The 18,896-nt window shown below is 61.2% G+C and carries 11 protein-coding genes; all 11 read right to left on the bottom strand.

Annotation, left to right across the window (positions count from 1 at the left end; translation table 11 throughout):
• Positions 1 to 90: 90 nt before the first annotated feature.
• A complete protein-coding gene (locus KZ772_RS14440; RefSeq protein ID WP_290537219.1) occupies positions 91 to 3,042 on the bottom strand; it encodes an Ig-like domain-containing protein in 2,952 nt (983 codons plus the stop codon).
• Between the two features lie 14 nt (positions 3,043 to 3,056).
• Positions 3,057 to 4,415, bottom strand: coding sequence for an outer membrane protein transport protein (locus tag KZ772_RS14435; RefSeq protein WP_290537218.1), 1,359 nt, complete (start codon positions 4,413 to 4,415; stop codon positions 3,057 to 3,059).
• Positions 4,416 to 5,018: 603 nt separating this feature from the next.
• The gene (locus KZ772_RS14430; RefSeq protein ID WP_290537217.1) at positions 5,019 to 5,678 is read right to left on the bottom strand and encodes a hypothetical protein; all 660 of its coding nucleotides are present in this window, start codon (positions 5,676 to 5,678) and stop codon (positions 5,019 to 5,021) included.
• Positions 5,669 to 8,230 carry an Ig-like domain-containing protein gene (locus tag KZ772_RS14425; RefSeq protein ID WP_290537216.1) on the bottom strand — a complete coding sequence of 854 codons (2,562 nt, stop codon included), beginning with the start codon at positions 8,228 to 8,230 and terminating at the stop codon, positions 5,669 to 5,671. The genes KZ772_RS14430 and KZ772_RS14425 overlap by 10 nt, the downstream gene beginning before the upstream one ends.
• A 12-nt stretch (positions 8,231 to 8,242) precedes the next feature.
• Positions 8,243 to 9,598, bottom strand: a complete 1,356-nt coding sequence (locus tag KZ772_RS14420; protein WP_290537215.1) for an outer membrane protein transport protein — start codon at positions 9,596 to 9,598, stop codon at positions 8,243 to 8,245.
• Between the two features lie 319 nt (positions 9,599 to 9,917).
• Positions 9,918 to 13,094, bottom strand: a complete 3,177-nt coding sequence (locus tag KZ772_RS14415) for an Ig-like domain-containing protein (RefSeq protein WP_290537214.1) — start codon at positions 13,092 to 13,094, stop codon at positions 9,918 to 9,920.
• A 10-nt stretch (positions 13,095 to 13,104) separates the two neighbouring features.
• Complete coding sequence (locus KZ772_RS14410; RefSeq protein ID WP_290537213.1) at positions 13,105 to 14,469, bottom strand: outer membrane protein transport protein; 1,365 nt, start codon at positions 14,467 to 14,469, stop codon at positions 13,105 to 13,107.
• A 259-nt stretch (positions 14,470 to 14,728) separates the two neighbouring features.
• Positions 14,729 to 15,040: an ABC transporter permease subunit gene (locus KZ772_RS14405; RefSeq protein WP_290537212.1), complete on the bottom strand. Its 312-nt coding sequence runs from the start codon at positions 15,038 to 15,040 to the stop codon at positions 14,729 to 14,731.
• Positions 14,974 to 16,338 carry an iron ABC transporter permease gene (locus KZ772_RS14400; protein WP_290537211.1) on the bottom strand — a complete coding sequence of 455 codons (1,365 nt, stop codon included), beginning with the start codon at positions 16,336 to 16,338 and terminating at the stop codon, positions 14,974 to 14,976. Before KZ772_RS14400 ends, KZ772_RS14405 begins: the two co-directional genes overlap by 67 nt.
• Positions 16,339 to 16,341: 3 nt before the next feature.
• Positions 16,342 to 17,367, bottom strand: a complete 1,026-nt coding sequence (locus KZ772_RS14395) for an extracellular solute-binding protein (protein ID WP_290537210.1) — start codon at positions 17,365 to 17,367, stop codon at positions 16,342 to 16,344.
• 110 nt (positions 17,368 to 17,477) lie between these two features.
• The gene (locus tag KZ772_RS14390; RefSeq protein WP_290537209.1) at positions 17,478 to 18,725 is read right to left on the bottom strand and encodes an FAD-dependent monooxygenase; all 1,248 of its coding nucleotides are present in this window, start codon (positions 18,723 to 18,725) and stop codon (positions 17,478 to 17,480) included.
• Positions 18,726 to 18,896 lie beyond the last annotated feature (171 nt).

The raw sequence follows: 18,896 nt of genomic DNA, 5'->3' as shown, positions 1-18,896 counted from the left end.
GAGATCGCGGTCGCAACCGCACGACCGCTCCCACAGATTCAGCACAGGGCTGATTGCGGGAGCGGCCAGAGGACCGCGACAGGTCGGCGGTTACTTGATGGAACCGCTCTGGAAGGTCAGGTTGACCCCACCGGTGGGGATCTGCAGGTCAATGGTGGCCGCCCCGCCACCGATGCTGACATCGATGCTCTGGGCATTGAGGCTGAGCAGGCCGATCACCAGACGACCGTCCGGCAGGAATTCCACCGGGCCGTTCAGCTGCAGGTCGTTGAGCTCCAGGCTGTGCAGGTTGTGCGGCAGCCCCAGTGGCGCCTCCATTTCCGGGGCATCCAGAAACAGATCCAGGGTGGTGTCGAAGGTCAGCGAATTGCCATCGTGACGGATATAGCCGCGCACCGGCTCGGTGCGGTTGCCATTGCCGTCATCCGCATAGCGGGCCCGCATCACCAGTGGTTCGGTGGGCACTTCCGGCTCCACCAGACCCAGGATCTGGGCATAGACGCTGCTGTTAGTGGTCATCAGTACCGGCGGATAGAGCAGCACTTCCACCGCCTGCTCATCCTCGTTCCAGCCGATGATGTCCGCGTTGATGCCGCCGTTCAGGTAGGTGAATTTCTCCCCGGGGCAATCCTGGTTCAGTGGACAGCCCACGTTGGCACCGGTGGCCAGGCCGCCGGTGCCGGTGACAAACAGGGAGGCGGCATTGGTAGGCGTGGGGTAGTCACCACTGCCCGGCGGGTCTTCCACCGCTTTTTGCTCACCGGCATCCATCTCGAAGTTGGCGTTCACATCCGCCTTGGGCAGGTTGCGCAGCGGCAGGAACACATTGCTGGTGGCCGCGGCACCGGTGAAGGCGATGGCCATGTCCGGGCCGCCAGCATCCGCATCCGGCGCCAGCAACTGGGCGGTCTGCAGGGGCATACCCGCCACCGAGCAGATCACGTCCTGCCCGCAACCGGTGTTTTCATGGGAGCCGAGCACGTACTGGTACAGGGCGCCTTCTTCCCAGGGCTGGGCGGGAATCACCGTCATTGAGCGGGTGTTGCGGGACAGATAACCGGGCACCGCTTCCAGGCAGTTACCGGCGCTGTCGATTTTTTCCACCCGCACACTGCCCTCACCGCAGGCCTGGCCGAGCACCATGCTGCTGGTATCCATGTCCTGGGAGAACTGCACCTCGATGGGCCGGTTGGCGGGCATGGCATCCACCGGCAGCAGGTCGCCGGCCTGATCCTGGAAGGCACTGGCGCACTGGCCCTGAATGCCGTTGCCCAGATCGCGGCTGGCCGGGTCCACGGCGCAGGGGAAGCCCGGGTACACGGTGGTGGTGTAAGGCGTACGCGGGGCATCGGCGCTGTAGGCGGGCATGCTAAACAGCAGGGTTTCCGGGGTGGCCGGGTTACCATGCAGATCCTCCACGCCATCGGTGAGGGTGACCTGATACTCGGTGCCGAACGCCAGCGGCTGTTCCGGGGTGAGGATCAGCGAGGCACCATCCAGCTTCCAGTCGAACGGCACCGCTGCACCCTGATCAGTGAGGGTGACACTGACACCGGCGTCGATGCTGTCCTGATCCGGGGTTTCGCTGAGATTGAGCACAATCGGGTCACCGGGGCGGAAGCGGTCCGCATAGTCACCGGGCTGCCAGCTTTGCAGGCTGGGCCCGGTGATATCCACCGGCGGTTCGGGCACGTTTTCCTGGTCCTGATAAGACTCCATGTGAAAGCTGAGCACGCCAAAGGCGGTTTCGATACCGAGCACTTCCGGCTCCACCACGCCCAGGGCATCGATGACCATGCGCCCCTCTTCGACGATGGCACGCCCCACCAGCTCTACCTGCACAAGGGTCTGGGTGAAGGCGCCGTTGGCACGGGAATCGGCGGTGGAGAAGGCCAGGTCCAGGGTCAGCACGATGCGGCGCGGCGCTTCCGGGCGGGCACTGTAGGGGGTCGGCAACAAGTAACCGGTGGCATCGGACAGGAAATTCACGGTGACCTCGCCGGAATCAAACCCGGCCGGCAGCTGACCACCGATCAGCACCTCCAGCGGCTCCCCTTTCAGCAGTGCCCCCTTGCGAATCCGCAGCGGCGAGGCATCCGGGTAGTTGGGGATAAAGGCCAGGTCGGCGAACACATCCCCGGACAGTTTTGACACCGTGGTGTTACCCAGCAGGCGGGCAATCAGCGGCACGCAGTTGATCGGCGCGCCGGTCAGCGGGGACAGTGTCACGCCCCCCTCATTACAGCCTTTTACCGGGTCGGCGGCCATGGCTTCCAGTGCCAGGGTCTCGCGGGGCTGCGAATCCTGCGGATTCACGGCGAACTCGGTGTCGCCGCTCAGGCCTGTGCCGAAGCGGCTGCTCAGGGCGCCATCCAGTATCAGGGTATAGCTCTGGCCCGGCTGCAGGTCGTCGGTCGGGTCCACGGTGAGGCGGTTGCCGCCGGCCAGGGCACTGGCCTCCACCGGGGTGCCACTGCCATCTTCCAGCCTGACGGTGGTGCCATAGTCCACGGTGCTCACATCCAGCGGCTGGCTGAACTGCACATGCAGGGTGGAGAAATCCATCAGCGGTCGGGTCTCATCACCCGACGGAGAAACCCGGCTGACGGTAAAGGTGTCCGCCTGCTGCTGCTCGCTGAGCGGCCCCTTGCCGGCGGCGCCGGTGGTGAAGGCCAGTTCGCCATCACTGAAACCGGCCAGGGTCATGCCAGCCAGTTGCAGCCGGTACTCGCTGTTGAACGCCAGCGGCGCCTGGGGGGTGACCACCAGGGAACGGTCCTGGTCGGCCCGCGACAGCACCACATCGACCGGGCCATCCGGCCCGATCAGGCTCACGTCCGCGTCAGCCAGCGTCGGCGGTTCGGAAAACTGCACCACCACCGGCGCATGCACCGACACCCCGCCCTGCTCATCCGCCGGATAGCTGTAATAGACCTGCCCTTTTTTTCGGGCACTGTAATCCACCGTCTGTTCGCTGCCACCGCCGCCGCAGGCGACCAGCAGCGACGCGGTGACAACCAGTGAAAGTATTCGCATCATCATACTTGCCTCCGCAATCAGAATTTCAGGGTCAGGGAACCGCTGAAGACGTGAACGTCACCTTCCGCTTCCAGCCGTTCGCTGGGCTGCGGATAAACGGCGGACTGGGTGTCATAGATATCGAATTCCCGGGCGTCCAGCTTCTGATACTGGTAGCCGAAATCCAGGCGCACCGGGTAGGCCAGCAGCCAGGGCTCATTGAACTCGGCGGCCACACCCAGACCCACGATCCACTTGTCGCTATCCAGATAGTTCACATCCACGGAGGCGTCGGAATCCAGCGGTGACTCGCTGAAGGCCACCCCGCCATTGAAGGTGAAGGTGTCGTTGAAGCGGTACTGGGCGCCGACTCGCGGAATCACCACGTCCTTGAAACGCAGCTGGCCCACATCGCCATTAACGGCCTGGTCCTTGATGGTGTCGCGCTCGAACTCCTCTTCCAGCGCCGACCACTCCTGCCACTCCAGGCTCACCCCGGTGCGCCATGGGCCGGACTGGTAATGCAGGCCACCACTGAGAATATTCGGCTGGTAGGAATCCAGGGTATTGATGGCCAGTATCAGGCCCGGGCTGGAAATGACACCGGGGATCACCGCGTTGGCGTTCACTTCGGTTTTGGTATTGGAATAGCCGCGATAGGCCAGCGCGGTTTCCAGGCCGTTGAACCAGCAGTCATCACCCTCGGCGCAGAAGGTGTCGCCCCAGTCCATGTTGATGCCGAAGATTGGGCGGATGGAGGGCTTGGCAGACACTTCCAGCTTTTCGTAACGGGTGTTGCCGGCCAGGTCGGTGGTGGCGGCCAGATCCGCTGACGCGTGCAGGGTGATGCGCGCGGTGGCACCCACGTCGATACCTCGCCACAGCTGGGTGGCACCACCCAGGTTCAGAAACAGCGGCTCACGGCCGTATTCAAAATACTGCCCTTGTTGGGAAGTCTGGGACTCGAACGCGAGCATTTCCTCACCGTATTTTTCCACCCCCAGCATCAGACCCAGGTAGAGGGGGTGGTCGTATTTGGTCAGCGAGGTGAGGTCGGTCTTCATGCCGATCAGCACATGCTGGGAGGGGGAATCCTGAATCACATCACCCTTGCGCACCGGCGCATCGGCGCCGCCCAGGCTGTTGGCACGCAGCTCATGCTCGGCATGCATGAAACCGGCGGTGAGTTCGCCGCGCGGGTCCTTGGCCAGATAGGCCGGGTTGTAATAGGTGGCAGAGGTCTGGCTGTTGAACAGGCTCAGGGCCTGGGCCGTGGCCAGATCAAATGGCAGCACGCCGTAGGTGGTACCGATGTTACCCATACTGCCCAGGGCAATAGAATTCACCAGCAAACCACCGGCAACGGCGGCAGCGCGTCCCTTGAATGAAACAGACATTGTGCACTCCTGGTTTCTTTTTCTGTGTCGCGGGGGTGGCGACGGGGGGATGACACCCTAGTCAGTAGTACACAGGCATTCACATAGGAAGAAAGCGGTAATCGGCGTAATCCGCGAAAGATATTCGTAAAATTGTTGAAAACAGTGATGCACTTGGCAAGGGTTAAGTAGTGCTGCGTCAGGCACGGCTGTGCCAAAAAAACGTTGGGAGCCGCCAGGGCATAAATCAGGACATCCGGGTCGTCCGGGCTTCGCCTTGCAAGCAAGGCTCCAACAGGTCGATCTCCTTCAGGGAAAGCAAAAAAAGCCCCGGGCAAGCTGTAATGCTGTTCACTTAAGCGGAGCAGCATTGCGGTTTACCAGATACCGGGTCTTATTGATCTTAACCGTCCTCGGGCTCGATGGCCTTGGGCGGTCTTCCAGAAATAGATTTCCCAGCCCCGCTCTCAGCTCCGCCAGACGCGCTCCGGGCATAAATCAGGACATCCGAGTCGTCCGGGCTTCGCCTTGCGAGCAAGGCTCCAACAGGTCGATCTCCTTCAGGGAAAGCAAAAAAAGCCCCGGGCAAGCCGGGGCGTATTTCAGGAAACTACTGGAGAGCAATCACTGAATGGACGGGCTCTGGTAGCTGAGGTTGATGCCGCCCGGCGGAATCTGCAGTAGCACCTTGCCACCATCTAAGCCGGCCAGGGTGATTTCCAGATCCACATCCAGGGCTTCCTGGTTCTGCAGGCCGAGGAACAGGCGCCCGTCGGGCAGGAAGTCCAGCGGACCTTCCAGCTGTATGTTGTCGATGGGCAGGCTCTTCACGTTGTGCTCCAGACCCAGCGGCAGGCTCAGGGCCGGGGCATCGAACAGCAGATCGAACTGGATGCGGAACACCGGACCATCCGGGGTATCCACAATGTAGCCCACCGGCGGCACCGTGCGCGGGCTGTCCGGATCATTGGGATCTTCCGGCTCGTAGCGTATCCGCATGATGTTGGGCCCGGTGGCAGTGGGGATTGGTGCCAGGCCGATGTTGTCCAGATTGGTGGCTTCGATGAAGTCACCCAGACCAGTAGCCCCCAGCAGCGCATTCACCACATCCTGGGCCAAATCACCGATCAGCGGGATAGAACCCAGCAGACCATCATCCGCGAGTTTCACCCCAATCACAGCAGTGGTATCCAGATTGGTCAGCGCCACGGTGGTGGGATAGATCACCACCGGCACACCCTGGTTCTCGGCATCGAAATCCAGGATCTCGGTGTTCAGCAACAACCCACGTACATGATCTTGTCGCTGTCACACTGGGTCGGCGTGCCGTCGGCCGGATTATCAAAACCACAACCGGTGTTGGCGTAGGCCACCAGGCCTTCGCCACCGGTGCCACGGGGCACGATGAAGGTGGCGTTGGCGGGCGTATCCGCCGGATCCAGCGTATCGCCGGTGATGACCGGTTCGCCGCTATCAATCTGGAAGTTGTTGTTCACATCTGCGCTGGGCAGGTTGGCCAGTTCCTGGAAGATGGTGTCCGCAGCGACTTCACCACGGAACAGAATCTCCATGTCCGGGCCACCGTCTTTCAGGCCTCCACCGAGCAACGGTGCGGTTTGCAGCGGCAGACCATCGGCGGAACAGATGCCGGCGCAGCCGGGACCACCACCGTTACCCACCATCACATAACGATAGAGGGTGTCGCCGGTGTCATCCCAGGGCTGGTTCGGGGTAAACGTGAAACCGCGCGTTTCCACGGTAAGTTCACCGTCCACGTCCACCCAGGTGCCGTTATCGTCTTCCTGCACCAGTACAGTATCGCCCAGCACCACAGTGTCCGGGTCCATGTTCTGGGAGAAACGCACCTTGACCGGGCGATTGGCGGGCAACCCCACGATGGGCAGCTCATCAATCTCCACCTGCTCGCTCTCCGGGCTGGAAGACATGCACACACCCTGGGTACCGGCATCAATTTCCGCCTGAGAGGCGGCGCTGCTGGCGCAGGGGAAGCCCGGATAGACTGTGGCCGCGAAGGGGCCACGACGGACATCTTCGCCGCCATCATCCACCACGTATTCCGGCAGGGTGAAGTCCAGGGAGTTATCCCCTTCCAGGGAATCGAGCATCTGCAGCGGGTTGCCGGCCAGGTCGGTGATTTCCGGTGTGGTGGTCACCACATATTCCACCCCGTATTCCACCGGGGTGTCCGGGGTGATCACCAGGGCATTACCGCTGTGCTCCCAGCTGAAGGGCTCACTGACACCCCCTTTCGTCAACATCAAGCTTTCCCCCGGTACGATGCTGGAAAGCTCGAGAATCTCATTGAAGTGAATCACGATGGGCTCACCCGGCTCCATGCGGTCAGCCACATTACCCGGCTGCCAGGACAGCTCCGGACCGTTATCGCCATCCAGAACAGGCACAAAAGGATTCACGGAATCCACCGGCGGCAGGGGCGCATTTTCCTGATCCTGGTAGGACTCCATACGGAAACTGAGGATGCCATAGCTGCTTTCCACACCCAGTACCCGCGGCTCCACCACGGTGATGGCATCGGTGTTGAGCTGGCCATCTTCAATCAGGCCGGTGCCCACCAGCTCCAGATGCAGCACGTTCTGGGTGAAAGCACCATTGGCCCGGGCGTCGGTGGTGGAAAAGGCCACATCCATCATCAGCCGCAGCTGCTTGGGGGCGTCATCGCTTTCCGCATTGGGGTTGGGGAAAAGGTAACCGGTGGCATCGGAAATGATCTGCACGGTCACTTCGCCGGAATCAAAGCCCAGCGGCACTTCACCGCCGATCAGCACCTCAAGCGCATCCCCCTTGAGGATGCCGCCTTTCTTGACGCGCAGCGGTGTCACATCGGGGAAGTTGGGAGCAAAGGCGAGCTCGGCATACACATCACCGGTTTGCTTGGATACCGTCTTGTCCTGCAGCAGGGTGCCGATCACCGGCACACAGTTGATCGGCTGGCCGGTCAGGTCCGAGGTGATTACACCTTCATCCTGACAGCCAAGGGAATCATCTGCCGGCGGCGCATTGGTCACCAGCACTGCCCGCTCACCAGTGGTCGGTGAGGTGGTGTCCTTGGGCACGGTGGAGTGTGTAAAGGAAGCAATGCTTTCGCCGGACTGGCTCAACACTTCATTGACCACCAGCTCGTAGGTCTGGCCGGGGGTCATATCTTCCAACGGGTCCACGGTAATAGCGGTGCGCCCCACCAGCAGTTGCGCCGGCACCAGCTCACCATTACTCATCAGGCTGACGGTATCACCGTAAACCGCCGAGGAACCATCAACAGGCTTGGTGGTGCGCAGCCGGAAGCTGGAGAAATCCATGCTTTTGAACTGCTGGTCATCCGGGAACAGGGATTCCACTTCGAAGCTGGCCGCAGTCTGCTGGGTATCCAGCGGACCTTCCAGGGCGGCGCGGGTGGTGAAGTTCAGCTCGCCATCCTTGAAGGTGGTCGCTTCTCCATCCACTGTCACCCCGTTCATGACGACCTTGTATTGGGCGGCGGGCGCCAGCGCATCTACAGGTGTCAGCACCACACCGCGACCATTAGCCACGGATTCCAGGGTAAAGGCCACATCCTCGCCATCCGCATCGGTGAACAAGAAGTTCTCCGCCGACACATTGACCGCATGGCTGAATTGCAGTGCCACAATGGCGCGCGGCGCCAACTGGGTCTGATTATCCAGCGGGTAGGTGTAGTGCAGGTTGCGCGCATTGAAGGTGGGCGTATCGAAACTCACATTGCTGCTGTCTCCGCCGCAGCCGGTTAATACGGCAGCAGTGAGGGCGGTCAGTGTGAGGGCAATGTTGTTCTTTTTCATGGTGCACCTCCTTTAGAACTTCAGCGTCAGTGAGCCGGAGAAAACATGGACTTCTCCGTCGGTGCTCACTCGCTCATAAGGGTTGGCCACGCCGGGACGGGTGGTGGTCAATTCAAACTCACGCTCTTCCAGCTTCTGGAACTGGTAACCGAAATCGAGCCGCATCGGGTATGCCAGAATCGGCGGATTATGAATAATCAGGGAGCTACCCAGACCAACAACAAGCTTGTCATTGTCGAAGTAGTTCACGTCCGGGGTCTGAATGCTTTCCAGTGGGCTTTCCTGATAGGCCACACCACCAAACAGAATGATGTTCTTGTTTACTGTCCATTCCGCACCGATACGCGGCACGATGATGTCCTTGAACTCTGCCTGGGCCTGGTCCTTGACCGTGTCACGCTCCAGCTCTTTTTCCAGGTCTTTCCAGTTTTGCTGCTCGACGGTGACGGAGGCGCGGAAGTTATCGGTAAAGTGATACAACAGGCCGGCACTGAAAATATCAGGCTGATAGGAATCGATGGTGTCGATCAGAACGGTAATGCCGGGATCGATCACGGTGCCAGGAATGGTCAGGTTGGATTCAACCGAGGTGCGGGCCTCGGTATGGCCACGAAAGGCAAAGGCCGTTTCCAGGCCAGTCCAGATACCGCAGTCCTCTTTGCCACAGAACACCTTGTCCCATTCCAGGTTCATGGACAGCACAGGGCGAATCACGGGCTTGGCGGTAACGCTCAGTTCTTCATACTGTGTCTCACCGGCCAGGTCCGCACTGGCAATCAGGGTTGCCTTATTGCGCAGGGAGATGTGCGCCGAGGCCCCCGTGGTAATGCCATTGGCCAACTCCAGACCGCCGCCAAGATTCAGGAACAGGGGTTGGCGGCCATAGTTGAAGGTCTGCCCTTCACGGGAAGTCTTGGAGTCAAACGCCAGCATTTCCTCGCCGTATTTTTCCACACCGGCGATGATTGCGAAGTACAGCGGGTGCTCGAATTTGGTGATATCCGTCAGGTCTGTCTTGAGGGCAATAACCTGCTGCTGGGTATCCGCCACGTTCATGCGGCTACCATCGCGGATCACTGCAGCACCGCCACCACTGGGGTTGCCCAGGCTATTGACGTCCAGTTCATGCTCACCATGAAGCAGGCCTACCGTCAGCTCACCACGGGGATCCCGGGTCAGGTAGGCCGGGTTGTAATAGAGCGCAGACGCTTGCGTGTTGAACAAGGACATGGCCTGTGCAGTGCCCACATCCAGTGGCAGCAGGCCATAGGTATTGGCGGTGTTCCCCATGGCAGCAAAGCCTGGGCTGGACAGGGCAGTGCTGACAATGACAGCAGCTCCCCAGCGGGTCAGGGTCTTGGTAGTCATAGCGTTTCTCCGGCGTTTGTTATTAGGTTTATCGCCCTAGAGTGACACTCTCAGGCGGCAGGAGAACAGCACGTGAAGCTATGCAGCCTCTCGCCTATTCCCCCCTGTGTATATGCAATAAGTCAAACAAAACGCGAGTGCCAGCGCCGTTGGCAAAAAGTTGGGAATAGTTGAGAAAAGTAGGTGGGAGCACCGGTATTGTTAACCGATGTAACCGGGCGGTTTCGGTTTGCCATCAGAAAGGCGGGTATGTGAAGCGCAGGTAGGCTGCCATAAAAAAGCCGGCCCGAAGGCCGGCAAGGTTGTTGCCAGAGAGGCGTTACTGCTTGATGGGCTCTCCCAGGTACTGAAGCTTCACCCCGCCTGCGGGGATCTTCAGATAGATCTTCGGATTCAGGAACAGCACCGACAGGTTTACGTCCACGGCAATGTCATTGCTGTTGAGCTGTTCGATCACCATGCGACCATCTGGCAGGAAGGTCACTGGCCCGGCCAGGTTCATGGTCAACGGGTAGCTATGCTGGTTGTGGGAACCATCCAGCAGGATGTGCATGTAAGGGGCATCCAGATAGAGGTTCACATCGGCACGGAATTCCGGGCCGTCCGGGGTTTGCACAATCCACCCGGGGATCAACCCCTGCCGCTCCCACTCATCGTAGACAAAGCTGCCATCAGGATTCTGTTTGCCACAGAAATTCTCCGCATCTTCCGGCCAGGCCACACAGTTGTAACGCATGCGCATGAACTGGGTTTCCGTGGGGGTATCGCTGTCAAACAGGCCGATAATTTTCACTTTGAGGGTCACTGACGATGCCTGTATCAGGGTGGGATACAGGCCCACCCTGACAGCCGGCCAGGCTTCGACTTCCGGTGTCGACGGATCATCGTAAGGCTCCGCTGCACCAATCACCTCGGAGTTGAGACCACCGACCACGTGAATGCCACATCGCTCCGGCAGATCACAGACCAGCGCCGGATCGGAGACACCGCCCTCGCTGCCGTTGTCGCCTTTGCTTTCATCAATGATCAACGCCGTGGTGTTGGCGCCGGGCTCGCCACCGTTGTAGCCGGGCTCTCCCTGATCAAAGTAGCCGTTACCGTTCAAGTCGGCGGTGGGCAGATTCTTGAGCGGCTGGAAGACACTGGCCACAGGAGCGCCGGCAATGAAGTGCAGATGCATATCTGGCCCGCCCATGTCGCTGTCCGGGGCGCGCAGCATGGCTGTTTGCAGGCGCTTGCCGTCGGTGGAGCAGATGGCTTCGCCGCTGCTGCAATCATCCGGCTGCTGGGCAGAGGTCTGGTTCACGCTCATCAGGATATAGCGGTAATAGGCGTCCTCTTCCCAGGGCTGATCCGGGGTGAACACCAGGCTGCGGTTACCCACTGCCAGCTTGCCGGTGACCCCGGCTTCGCAGCTGTATTTGCGCTTGCCGTCTTCGTCATAACGCAGGGGGCGACCAGTGTTCGGGTCGAGCACCACTTTTTCCACCCGGAAGCTTCCCACGTTGCAGGCATCGGTATTGTCAAAGACCACTGACTCTGCGGCGATATCCTGGGAAAAATTCACCCGGATGGCGCGATCCGCCGGCATTGAGGGCACCGGGTTACGGTCGTCTTCCACCTTGCCCCCCTGACAGAAGCCATGGTTACCCGCTTCGATTTCCCAGTGCTCCTTGTCGGCGGCACAGGGGAAGCCCGGGTAACTGGTCAGAACGATGGGCGGCGCCGTGTCACCCACCCGCTCGGGCAGGCTGAAGGGTTCATTGACCGGGACCACGGCGTTGCCGGCCAGGTCGCTGACCTGGGCGCTGACTATGGCGGTATAACTCTCGCCGAACGCCAGCGGGGTGGTCGGGCGCATCACCAGGGACGCGCCATCCAGGTACCAGTCCACCGCCACATAGCTGCCGCCCTGTTGCAGGCCGAAGGTGTCACCGGCTCGCAGGGTGGAGGGATCCAGGGGCTCATCGAAATTCAGGATCACCGCATCGCCGGGGCGGGCGGTAAGGGCCGTGCCATCGTCTTCCACTGCCGGGACCATGGACTGCAATTGCGGCGCGGTCATATCCGGTACCGGTTGCGGCGCGTTCTCCTGGTCCTCATAGGACTTCATGTGAAAGCTGAGCAGGCCGAAGGCGGTTTCCTGACCGAGCACTTTCGGCTCCACAATGCCCACTGCATCGATTTCCATGCGGCCGTCTTTCACCAGCGCCATGCCATTGAGTTCCACGTGCATGAGGGTCTGGCTGAGGGCGCCATTGGCTTCCGGGTTTTCCGCCGTCATGGACACATCCATATACAGCTTCACCTGCTTGGGCGCTTCATGGGCATCGCTGTAGGGGTTGGGCAACAGATAGCCGGACGCATCGGACAGGAAGGTCACCGAGATGGCACCAGTCTCGATACCGGCCTCCACTTCACCCGCTACTTTGACGGTGACATTGCTGCCAGTGAGCAGACTGTTGCGGGGAATCCGCAACGGCGACACATCCGGGTAGTTGGGCAGAAACGCCAGCTCCGCAAACACATCGCCGGTCTGCATGGTGGCATCCTTGTCGCCCAGCAGGGTGGACTGGATCGGCACACAGTTCATGGTGGCGCCAGTGAGCTTGGCCACCAGGGCATCCGGGGCATTGCACGGGTCGCTCGGGTCATCACTGGCGCTCAGGGCTTCCTGCACCAGGGTAGCCCGGGGCATGGAATTCCGGGCGGTCCAGCTCTGTTCGAACCCGCCGGTCAGTTGGGCCTGATCCACACCCCGTACTGACGAGGTGAACGTCAGGGTGTACTGCTGCCCGGGGGTCAGGTCCTGCAGCGGGTCGATGGTGACCGCATTGCCCTTGACCAGCAGCGCGGCGGGCACGGTGTCGCCCTGGTGCTCCAACTCCACGGAGGCACCACCATCGGTATCACCATACTGCAGGGTTTCCGGGTCGAGCATCTGATTGAAGCGCACCCGCAGGGTGGAGAAATCCATGAACGGCAGCGCATCACCATCGGGAATGATCTGGCTGACAGCCAGATTCGGTGTGGCCATCTGGCTGGACAGGGGGCCGTCTTCACTGAGACGGGTGACGAAATCCAGACCGCCATCCGGGAACACCGGACTGCCCTGCTCCGTTTCAATGCCGTCGATCACCAGCCGGTAATGGCTGTGGGGCTGCAGCGGACTCTGCGGCTGCAGCGTAACGCCCTTGCCGCCATCCAGGGACCTGGGCGTGCTCAACGCGACATGGTTGTCACCAGTATCGTCACAATCGTCACCGGGCTGGTCGCAGTACAACAGGGTGAAATGACCGGCATCCACCTCCATGGCGTGGGAGAAACGCAGCACCAGCGGTGTCTTCGGCGACAGGTTCTGCTGCCCGTCGTAGGGGTAGCTGTAATAGACCTCGGCCTGCTGCCAACCGGCAATGGACGGGGTGTCTCCGGCATCGCCGCCACAGGCGGCCAGGGTCGCGGCGGCGGTGGCCAGCCACAGATTTCTTGTTTTCATCGCCGATCTCCTAGAATTTCAGAGTGATGGAGCCGGAAAACACGTGCACATCCCCTTCCGCTTCCACGCTTTCGTAGGGCTGCGGGAAGGAAGGTGAGCGACGGTCATAAAGATCAAAGGTGCGGGCTTCCAGCTTCTGGTACTGGTAGGCCAGATCCAGGCGCACCGGGAAGGCCAGCACCGGCACCGACTGGTACTGGGCAGTCAGGCCCAGACCCAGGATCCACTTGTCGGTATCCAGATAGTTCACTTCCAGGGAACCGTCGGAATCCAGCGGCGACTCGCTGAACGCCACCCCACCGGTGACCATATAGGTGTCATCCAGGTGGAATTCACCGCCCAGCCGGGGCACCACGATGTCCTTGAATTCCAGGCGATAGTCATCCTGTGCGGCATTGACCGCCTGGTCCTTGATGGTGTCGCGTTCCAGCTCTTCTTCCAGCCGTGACCATTCCTGCATTTCCACGGTCAGACCCACCCGCCAGCGATCACGGCCGTAGGCCAGGCCGGCGGCGTAAATGTTCGGTTGGTAGGAATCCACGGTACTGATGGCCAGGTTGATGCCCGGGTCCAGCACGGTCCCGGGGATGGTGATGGTAGAGTCCACCGTGGTGTTGGTATTGGAATAACCGCGGAAGCTGAAGGCGGTTTCCAGGCCCTTGTACCAGCAGTTATCACCCTCGCCACAGAAGCTCTCACCCCAATCCATGTTCATGCCGAAAATCGGACGGATGGAGGGCTTGGCAGAGACATTCAGGGTTTCGTAGCTGGTTTCCCCACCCAGGGTGGAGGTGGCCACCAGTTCGGCCTCGGAGTGCAAGGTAATGCGAGCAGACAAGCCCATATCCAGGCCACGCCAGATCTTCGTACCACCGCCCAGGTTGAGGAACAGGGGCTGACGGCCGAATTCAAAGTACTGGCCTTCTACGGAAGTCTGGGAATTGAACGCCATCATTTCCTCGCCATACTTCTCCACCCCCAGCATGAAGCCCAGGTACATGGGGTGGTTGTAGCGGGTCAGCGAGGACAGGTCGGTCTTCATGCCTAGCAGGGTATGTTGGGAGGGTGAGTCCTGCAGCGTATCGCTACTGCGCGGCAACGGTGCAGCACCACCCAGACTGCTTCCACGCAGCTCATGGTCCGCATGCAACAGGCCGGTGGTCAGCTCGCCGCGATCGTCATGGGCCAGGTAGGCCGGGTTGTAATAGGTGGCGGAGACCTGGCTGTTGAACAGCGACAGGGCCTGAGCAGAAGCCAGATCAGAGGGCAGCACCCCGTAGGTAGTACCGATATTGCCCATGCTGGCCAGTGCCGGCGACACGCACACAACCCCAATACCCGCCAATATGGCAGGCAGCAGTTTCCGTATTGTCATGAAGCTCTCCAAAAAAGACGCGCCCGGAACGGGACAGTTTTTATTGTTCAGATTGCATACACAGTTATGTGCGCAATAATCTGGCATCAACGTACCAACTTTGGTTCACGAATACATCACGGGAAATGTCTATAAGGTCACCAAAATTACATATATACACAAAAATTAACGACACAATATCGAATCAGATAAGAGGATTTTCGTAGCAATTTCGAGGGAGTTAGGCTTTTTGCAGGAGAAGCACAGGCAGGAGGGTGAATCAGTCTCGGGGGGAGTTCAGCTGCGTGGAACGCCGGCGGGTCAGCACCATCACCGGGATCAGCCCCAACAGCACCAGGGTCAGAGCGGGAGCAGCGGCCCGTTGCCACTCCCCTTCGGCGGTCAGCTCGTAAATGCGCACCGCCAGGGTGTCCCAACCGAAGGGTCTCAGCAGCAGGGTGGCGGGCATTTCCTTCATCACATCAATGCCCACCAGCAGCAAAGCAGTGAGCAGGCCAGGCAGCATCATCGGCACATAGACCCGGCGGCCCACTTCGGAGGAGGACGCCCCCAGAGTCCGGGCCGCTTCCACCAGGCTGGGGCGCACCTGCTGCAGGGCATTCTCCACCGGACGCGGCTGCGTCCGAAGCCCACCGCCATAAACCGCACCACATAGGCCAACAACAACGCCGCCAAAGTGCTGACCAGCACGATGCCCACACCCAGGTCCGCCAGCCAGCCTTCCACGGCGCTGAAGCTGATCATGATACCCACCGCCAGCACCGAGCCCGGCAAGGCATAGCCCAGGGTCGCCAGCCGCACCGCCACGGACACGGCAGGCGACGGCTGATGCCGTTTCACCCAGGCCAGCCAGCCGGCCAAGGTCAGCACCAGCAGGGCCGCCATGGTGCCGAGCAGGAAGGTACGCCAGATCAGGTTGAGGAAACGGGCATCCACCTGCATCAAGCCATTGTCGATGACCCAGTACAGCAGGCGACTGACCGGCAGCAGGAAGGCCAGAAACAGTACCGCAAAGGCAAACAAGGTGACGCCCCAGGCCAGTCGCGGGCGGCTGCGCAAGGTCTGGCGGCCGCCGATCTCACTATAGCGGGCGCGGCTGCGTCCCCGCCGTTCCAGCCACAGGGCCACCACCACGAACAGCAATAACAGGGAGGCGAGCTGGGCGGCGGCCTGCAGGTTGAACAGGCCGTACCAGCTTTTGTAGATGGCCGTGGTAAAGGTATCGAAGTTGAAGATACTCACCGCACCGAAGTCGGCCAGGGTTTCCATCAATGCCAGCGCCAGACCCGCCGCGATGCCGGGTCGTGCCATCGGCAAGGCCACCCGGAAGAAGGCGGAAGAGGCCGTATCGCCAAGGATACGGGCCTGTTCCAGCACCGCCCGCCCCTGGGCCTCGAAGGCCAGCCGGGCGAGCATGTAGACATAGGGATAGAGCACCAGGGACAGGGTAATCACCACCCACAGGGGGTGACGGGCACTGAAATCGAGGGTCGGCAACCATTGGCGCAGGAAGGTCTGGATGGGGCCGGCGTAATCCATCAGGTCCACCATCACGAAGGCGAGCACATAGGCGGGCATGGCCATGGGCAGCAACAGCGCCCATTGCAGCCAGCGCCGACCGGGAAACTCCAGGGTGGCCACACACCAGGCCAGGGACACCCCCAGCAGCAGCACGCCGGCGGTAACCCCCACCATCAGGAACAGGGTGTTGCCCACCAGCCGCCACAGTACCGTATCGAGCAGGTGCTGCCAGGTGGCCCATTGCTCCTGCTGCCAGGCGGCCAGCAGTACCACAATGGGCACCAGCACCAGCAAGGCCAGCAGCAGAACGCTGGCACCGCTGGCGGAAAGGGCTCCCCGTGTTCGCACCGGTTAGCGGTACCCGGCGCGATCCATCAGTTTGACGGCATCCACCTGCAGGGCGCCGGCCACACTGACGTTCAGATCATCGGATTTGAATTTCCCCCAGGAAGCCACCTCTTCGGCGGGCTCCACGGCGGCATTCACCGGGTATTCCATATTGCGATCGGCCAGCAGTTTCTGGGCTTGCGGCTGAGTCATCCATTCCAGCAGGTCGCGGGCCTTTTGCGGGTGCGGCGCATGGCGGGTAATACCGGCGCCGGAGATATTCACGTGCACCCCGCTGGAATCCTGGTTGGCCCAGAACAGGGACAGGGGCAACTGCGGGTTGTCCTGCTTCATGCGGCCGAAGTAGTAAGTATTCACTATGCCTACGTCACATTGTCCGGCGACGATGGCCTCCATCAGAGCGGTGTCGTTGGAGAACACGTCAGTAGCCAGATTCGCCACCCAACCACGCACGACTTCCTCGGTTCTTTCTTCGCCAAGACGCTTGATCATGGTCGCCACCAGGGACTGGTTGTAGACCTTCTTGGAGGTACGCAGGCACAGGCGGCCTTTCCACTCGGGCTCGGCCAGGGCTTCATAGCTGGACAGCGCCGCCGGGTCCACCCGGTCAGTGGAATAGACCAGGGTGCGGGCTCGCACAGTGAGACCGAACCAGCGGTTCTCCGGGTCAGTCAGTTCCGCTGGCACATTGGCGGCCAGCACCGGGGATTCCAGCGGTTGCAGCAGATCCTTGTCCGCCGCATTCCACAGGTTGCCGGCATCCACGGTGATCAGCATATCCGCCGGTGAGCGCTCACCCTCGGCCTGCAAGCGGGCGGTCAGGGCGGCAGCATTATCGGTGATATAGCGGATTTTCACGCCGGTGGCCTCGGTATAGGCATCGAATACCGGCTTGATCAGGTGATCATTACGCGAGGTATAGACCACCAGTTCTTCTTCGGCAGCGGGTTCGGAACAGGCCCACAGCCCGGTGAGCATGACAACGGCGGCGGCCAGCAGGGCAATGGCTCGCATAGTGGTGGACTCCATCAAACGCACAAGGAAACAAGAATGATTCTTAATTGAGCAGCAAGTATGGCAGGAATTTATGCCGAGCTCTAGAGCCTGTGCGCACTATTTCCCGGAGCGCCGCAGGTCACTCACAAACCCGGAGGCTGCGGCCGCGCCCGGCCCGGTAAATCCGCGCCCCGGCCCATAGCCTGGCTGGCAAACAGACGCTTGAGCGGCCCGGCCTGATTGACCCAGCGCATGCCGGTATTACGCAGCCAGCGCACCGGCAAGGCCCGCTGGCCGAACAATTGCTGAAACCCGCGCATGGCGTTCTGCATGATCAGGTTCTCGCCACGGCGGCGCCGCTGGTAACGGGCCAGGGCGGCGCTGTCCGCGCAGGAGCGGCCATTATTGATTGCCCTCTCCACTTCTTCCGCCAGCACCGCCGCATCCAGCAGCCCCAGGTTCACGCCCTGCCCGGCCAGCGGATGGATCACGTGGGCAGCATCACCGACCAGCGCCAGCCCCGCTGCCACATAGCTGCTGGCGTGTCGCTCCTGAATGGGAAAAACCGCCCGCTCGCTGAGCAGGGTCACATCGCCCAATGCCTCGCCAACGGCCGCCTGCAATTCGGCGGCAAAATCCTCAGGCGCCTGCTCGCGCAGATGAGCGATGCGTTCCGGCCAGCCGGACCAGACGATGGAACACTGCCGCTGCTCACCCTGTTGCGGATCGCTGTATAGCGGCAGCAGTGCCAGCGGCCCGGATTCCATAAACACCTGACGGGCGCAGGCATCATGGGGCAAGGCTGTGGCGATGGTCGCCACCAGCGCATGGTGACCACTATCACGGGCACCGCCACTGATGCCGGCCCAGTCACGCACCCGGGAACGGGCGCCATCGGCCCCCACCAGCAGATCCGCTTGCCAGTGTTCATCGCCCGCACGAACCTGCCAGCGTCCTTCCTCGCGGCGAGCACCATCAACCGACACACCACAGCGCCAGTCCAGATTGTCAAAATCCGCCGCACGCCGGTACAAGGCGGCAGCCAGGTGACCATTCTCCAACAAACAGCCCAGCGATTGTGCTCCCACCTCTTCAGCGCGGAACAACACCTCGCCGGTGCCATCCTGATCCCACACCTGCATGGCGTCGTAGGGCTGCACCCGGCCCATGTCCAGATGCGCCCAAACGCCGCTGTTCTGCAGCAACCAGTGACTGGCCTCGGTGAGCGTGGACACCCGCAACTGGGCGGGTCCGGACGGCATCACTGGCGCCGGCGCCCCGTCAAGCACCGTCACATCCAGCCCCTGCTCCGCCAGCAACACCGCCAGCAAGCCCCCGGTCATGCCACCGCCGACGATGACGATGTGTTGGGAATCAGGTTGTTCTGTCATGGGCGCATTCTTCAAAGGTCGATGCTCGCTGTTGATATGTAGGAGTGCCGCTTGAGGCGCGAATATCCACGATCTTTAACGCGAGTGCTGCATTTGCATCGTCAGGTCGCCGGAATCAAGCGCCGAAGCAGCTGCAAGCTCTTCGCGCCTCAAGCGGCGCTCCTACAGCAG

This window comes from Alcanivorax sp., from assembly GCF_019431375.1.
In the GTDB taxonomy this organism is placed as follows: domain Bacteria; phylum Pseudomonadota; class Gammaproteobacteria; order Pseudomonadales; family Alcanivoracaceae; genus Alcanivorax; species Alcanivorax jadensis_A.
The sequence above is the reverse complement of the archived record's forward strand: the minus strand, read 5'-3'. Positions and strand labels throughout refer to the sequence as shown.